We start from the raw sequence: 2,492 nt of genomic DNA, 5'->3' as shown, positions 1-2,492 counted from the left end.
TGTAGATTTCCGCTGAGAAGTGACCCGGTATTTCCATCGAGAATTGACCCGGGTGAAGGTATGTCCCGCAGAGCGGGTTTTGGGTCAAGCTGGTGATTTTTCCTTTCGTGGTTTTGGTGAGGCAGAGCTGGCCCTGAACCGGAAGCTGTCATTGCCAGTTTCGATGATGTGGCAATGATGGGTTAGCCGATCCAGCAGGGCGGTGGTCATTTTGGCATCGCCGAATACCTCGGCCCATTCGCTGAAGCTGAGGTTGGTGGTGATCACGACGCTGGTGCGTTCGTACAATTTGCTGAGCAGATGGAACAGCAACGCGCCGCCTGATGAGCTGAACGGCAGATAGCCCAATTCATCGAGAATGATGAGATCGAGCTTGAGCAGACGTTCGGCAATCTGCCCCGCCTTGTTGGCCGCTTTTTCCTGTTCGAGCGCGTTGACCAGATCGACCGTGGCGAAGAAGCGGACCTTTTTGCGGTGATGCTCGACGGCTTGAACCCCCAGAGCAGTGGCGATGTGCGACTTGCCGGTGCCGGGCCCGCCAATCAGGACGACGTTGTCAGCGCCGTCGATAAACTCGCCGCCATGCAGTTGCCGAACCAGAGCTTCGTTGGCCTCGCTGGATGCGAAGTCGAACCCGGCCAGGTCCTTGTAAGCAGGGAACCGGGCGGCCTTGATCTGATAGGCGATCGAGCGAACCTCGCGTTCAGCCATCTCTGCTTTGAGCAACTGCGAGAGCATCGGCACTGCAGCGCCGAAGGCTGGAGCGCCTTGCTCGATAAGGTCCCCCACTGCTTGTGCCATGCCATACAACTTCAACGCCTTGAGCATGACAACAACGGCGGCACTGGCGGGGTCATGACGCATGACGCAGTCCTCCCTCACGCAGGGCATCATAACGTCCGACATTGGCCAACGGCTCTTGCGCAAGGCGCAAAGCCTGTGGTGCGTCAATTGGCGCTGCCGGTGGAGCCTTACCGTCGATCAGGCGATGCAGGATGTTGAGGACGTGGGTCTTGGTGGCGACGCCTGCTTCCAGAGCCAGTTCGACAGCGCAAAGCACTGCCTGCTCGTCATGCTGCAGCACCAATGCCAATATCTCCGCCATCTCTTTGTCTCCACCAGGACGACGCAGGAGCTGGCTTTGCAACTGCTTGAAGGCCTCTGGGAGCTGCAAGAAAGGCGCGCCATTACGCAGTGCCCCCGGCTTGCGCTGGACTACTGCCAGATAGTGCCGCCAGTCATAGATTGTCCGCCCTCTGGTGTGGTGAGATCGGTCGATAATCCGAGCATGTTCGCACAGGATCTGACCCTCGGCCGCCACCACGATCCGCTCGGGATAGATCCTGACGCTAACCGGGCGGTTGGCAAAGGATGCCGGGACGCTATACCGATTGCGTTCAAAGCTGATCAGGCAGATCGGTGACACCCGCTTGGTGTGCTCGACAAAGCCGTCGAAGGTCCGCCCCAGTGGCATCAGAGCGCCAACCTCAGCGGCATGTACATCGGCTACGGTGCCGGGCAAGTTACCGTGCTGGATCTCGCCCCATTGTGCGATGCATTGCTCTTCGAGCCAGGCATTGAGCGCATGGATATCCGGGAAGGCGGGCAACTGCTGCCACAGCCGCCGCCGCGCATCCTGGACATTTTTCTCGACCTGCCCTTTCTCCCACCCCGAGGCCGGATTGCAGAACGCAGGCTCGAACAAATAGTGGCTAGCCATAGCCGTAAAGCGCGCGTTGACCTGTCGGGCCTTGCCCTTGCCGATCTTGTCGACCGCAGTCCGCATGTTATCGAAGATCCCGCGCTGCGGCACACCGCCCAGCACGCGGAATGCCTGCGTCAGCGCATCAAACAGCATCTCATGCGTCTGAAGCGGATAGGCCCGCACGATGAACGCCTTGCTATGCGATAGCTTGGTGTGGGCAGCCTGTAGCTTGACGCGCTCACCGCCAAGAATGGCCCAATCTTCGCTCCAGTCGAATTGGAATGCTTCACCGGGCTGAAAAACCAAAGGCACGTATGTTCCGCGCCCGCTGGCCTGCTGTGCCAAGAGACGGCCAGCCTTCCAATCACGCACATAGGCAGCGACCCGATTGTAGGATCCCTCATAGCCTAATGCGACTAAATCGGCGTGCATCTGCTTCGCCGTGCGCTTCTGCTTGCGCGATTTGCCAGCCTCGATTTGCAACCAACCCGTCAGCTTCTCAGCAAACGGGTCTAGCTTGCTCGACCGGTCAGGTACCTTGAACTGCGGCACCACAGTATCCGCGCGCAGATACTTGCGGATCGTGTTGCGCGACAAACCGGTGCGCCGCTCGATCTCACGAAGCGAAATCTTATCACGAAGGCGCCACCGGCGAATTACACTCAGTAAATCCATGTCGATCACTCCCGATACCCCAGACTGGTCAGCCAGGGGCGGGTTCAAACATGGGTCAATTCTCAATGGAAATTTATGCCCCTACCGGGTCAATTCTCAGCGGAAATCTACA

At 58.7% G+C, this 2,492-nt stretch carries 2 protein-coding genes; both read right to left on the bottom strand.

Going from position 1 to position 2,492, the window contains the following annotated elements:
- Positions 1-84 precede the first annotated feature (84 nt).
- On the bottom strand, positions 85-864 hold the full coding sequence (gene istB, locus ACP7BL_RS17820; RefSeq protein ID WP_026002405.1) for an IS21-like element helper ATPase IstB: 780 nt from the start codon (positions 862-864) through the stop codon (positions 85-87).
- On the bottom strand, positions 854-2,380 hold the full coding sequence (gene istA, locus ACP7BL_RS17815) for an IS21 family transposase (protein ID WP_017183235.1): 1,527 nt from the start codon (positions 2,378-2,380) through the stop codon (positions 854-856). Before istA ends, istB begins: the two co-directional genes overlap by 11 nt.
- Between the last annotated feature and the right edge of the window lie 112 nt (positions 2,381-2,492).

It is taken from the genome of Sphingomonas sp. DC1600-2, assembly GCF_049897605.1.
In the GTDB taxonomy this organism is placed as follows: domain Bacteria; phylum Pseudomonadota; class Alphaproteobacteria; order Sphingomonadales; family Sphingomonadaceae; genus Sphingomonas.
Note: the sequence above shows the minus strand (reverse complement) of the source record. Positions and strands in the feature narration are given on the sequence as shown.